Source organism: Paraglaciecola polaris LMG 21857, from assembly GCF_000315055.1.
Classification (GTDB): Bacteria; Pseudomonadota; Gammaproteobacteria; order Enterobacterales; family Alteromonadaceae; genus Paraglaciecola; species Paraglaciecola polaris.
On the sequence record NZ_BAER01000085.1, the window covers coordinates 1 to 2,386 of the forward strand.

2 protein-coding genes are annotated in these 2,386 nt (G+C 47.7%); both read left to right on the top strand.

The window, feature by feature from the left end; translation table 11 throughout:
• Positions 1-91 precede the first annotated feature (91 nt).
• Positions 92-1,585 carry an IS21 family transposase gene (gene istA / locus GPLA_RS14835; protein WP_007105756.1) on the top strand — a complete coding sequence of 498 codons (1,494 nt, stop codon included), beginning with the start codon at positions 92-94 and terminating at the stop codon, positions 1,583-1,585.
• Positions 1,578-2,327: an IS21-like element helper ATPase IstB gene (istB, locus tag GPLA_RS14840; protein WP_007105757.1), complete on the top strand. Its 750-nt coding sequence runs from the start codon at positions 1,578-1,580 to the stop codon at positions 2,325-2,327. Before istA ends, istB begins: the two co-directional genes overlap by 8 nt.
• Positions 2,328-2,386 lie beyond the last annotated feature (59 nt).

Consider the following 2,386-nt stretch of genomic DNA (forward strand, 5'->3'; position numbering starts at 1 on the left):
ATAAAGCGACAATTAACTTGAACGGTTGAGCGACAACTATCTTGACCGGTTGTTCTGTTAAGGTTCGACACGATAATTCGAGGAGAATGGCGTGTCGGGAAATCACATCACAGAAAAACAAGTCAGGTTATATATGAAGTTCAGAAAAGATTTCACGCAGGAAGTGGCCGCCAGTAAAGCGGATATCTCTGTTAGCTCCGCCAGACGAATCGAGAATGGTCGTCACCAACCTAATCAAGCAAAACGCCAATGGCGTACCAGGCCCGATCCTCTTGAAGCGGTGTGGGAGAGTGTCGTTGTTCCCATCTTACAACAAGATGAATTGATTACGCCGGTAGGCGTATTTGATCATCTATGTGAATCACATAGCGACGACTTCCCAACTACAGCACGACGTACGCTTGAGCGCAGAATTAAGAAGTGGCGACAATTACACGGTGGCGCTAAAGATGTGATGTTCTTGCAGCATCACGAATCAGGGCTACTGGGAATATGTGACTTTACCCACGTCAAATCTCCTATCACCATAGGACTAGAGCCGTGTAAGCACATGCTGTTTAACTATCGCCTAGCGGCCAGCGGCTGGCAGTATTGCCAAGTGGTTTATGGCGGTGAGAGCTTTGCTGCATTATCCGATAGCCTTCAGAAAGCGTTTAGAGAAAGTGGTGGCGTGCCCAAAAAAGTCCGCACTGACAGCTTAAGTGCGGCGTACCGAAACCATGACAATGCCGAGGCATTTACCGAACGCTATAAGTCGTTGATAGCGCATTACGGCTTTACGGCCACACGTAATAATACCGGTGTAGCGCATGAAAATGGTGTTATCGAGTCTAGCAATCGACATATCAAAGCGCAGATAGAGCAAGCGCTGCGTATACGCGGCTCGTTCGATTTTAACTGCCGCGATGACTATGAAGGCTTTATTCAGCAGTTAGTTGGGCGGCGTAACGAGCGTATCAATACAGCCTTTATCAAAGAGCAGCGACAATTACAGCCATTGCCACCTATGGGTAGCGTCAATTACTCAACAGAGTATGTGCGCGTCTCGCGCACCAGCACCATCAATGTTAAACGCGTGACCTACACAGTGCCTTCTCGCCTGATAGACAGTCGCTTGCGGGTACAAGTGTATGATAACAGGTTAGCCTTATATCTCGGTCATGAACTGACTTACACCCTAGAGCGCGTTTATGCGCAAGGCAGTTCGCGTAAACGCAGTGTTAATTACAAACACGTCATAGATGCTCTGGTTAAAAAGCCACAAGCCTTCCGGTGTTCACAGTGGCGCGACGAGTTATTACCTAACGAGGATTACCGATGCATCTGGCAATATGTTAACGGCAATATGAAAGCAGATGATGCCTGTCGTTATATCGTCAGAGTGCTTCACCTTGCCAGCAAAGAAGATAACGAAATACGGCTGGGACGCTTTATCATGCAGCAACTGAATACGGGGAGACTGCCCAGCCTGTTTGACTGCCAAGAGCGCTTCCAGCAACAAACACGTGATATACCCCAACTCCAAGTGGGGCAGCATTCGTTAAAACAGTATGGCCTACTGTTGCAAGGAGGTCGACATGACTAATACAGCTTCACTGCCATTGATGCTAAAAAGCTTGCGCTTAAGTGAGTTTAGAAACCACTGGGAGAGCCTTGCTGAAAAAGCACTGCACGAACAATGGCGACCAGAACACTACTTAAGTGAGTTGTGCCATATGGAGCTGGCAAGTCGGACAGACAAGCGACAATTACGTTACCTAAAAGAGTCTAACTTACCCTCAGGCAAACACGTTGGCGGCTTCGACTTCAATGCTATAGAAGGCATTAGTAAAGCGCGCCTGCATGAACTGGCTGATAACCACGAATGGGTTAAACAAGCCACAAACTTACTACTGTTCGGCGCTAGCGGTGTAGGCAAAACCCATCTCGCCAGCGCGTTAGGTTACAGCCTGATAGAAGCCGGAACCCGCGTAAAGTTCTATCCGGCCACCGCATTGGTGCAACACCTACAAGACGCCAAACAGCAACTAAAACTCCAAGATGCGCTGAATAAACTGGATAAATACCAAGTGCTAATCGTGGACGACATCGGCTATATCAGAAAGACAGAACAAGAAACCAGTGTACTGTTCGAACTCATTGCGCACCGTTATGAGAGGTTCAGCCTTATCATTACATCCAATCAATCGTTCGAAGACTGGGATGCACTGTTCACCGATACCACCATGACAGTTGCAGCTATAGACCGGCTCGTTCATCACTCACATATCATTCAATTACGGGGGGAAAGCTATCGAAGAAAAACAGCAATAAAACAGGAAGAATAACTCAGCGACAACCGGTCAAGATAATTGACGCCGGACCGGTCAAGACAGTTGACGTTCTA

What these genes read in the sequence shown, in the direction of transcription:
- istB (WP_007105757.1), top strand. Translation starts at nt 1,578, where the DNA reads ATGACTAATACAGCTTCACTGCCATTGATGCTAAAAAGCTTGCGCTTA.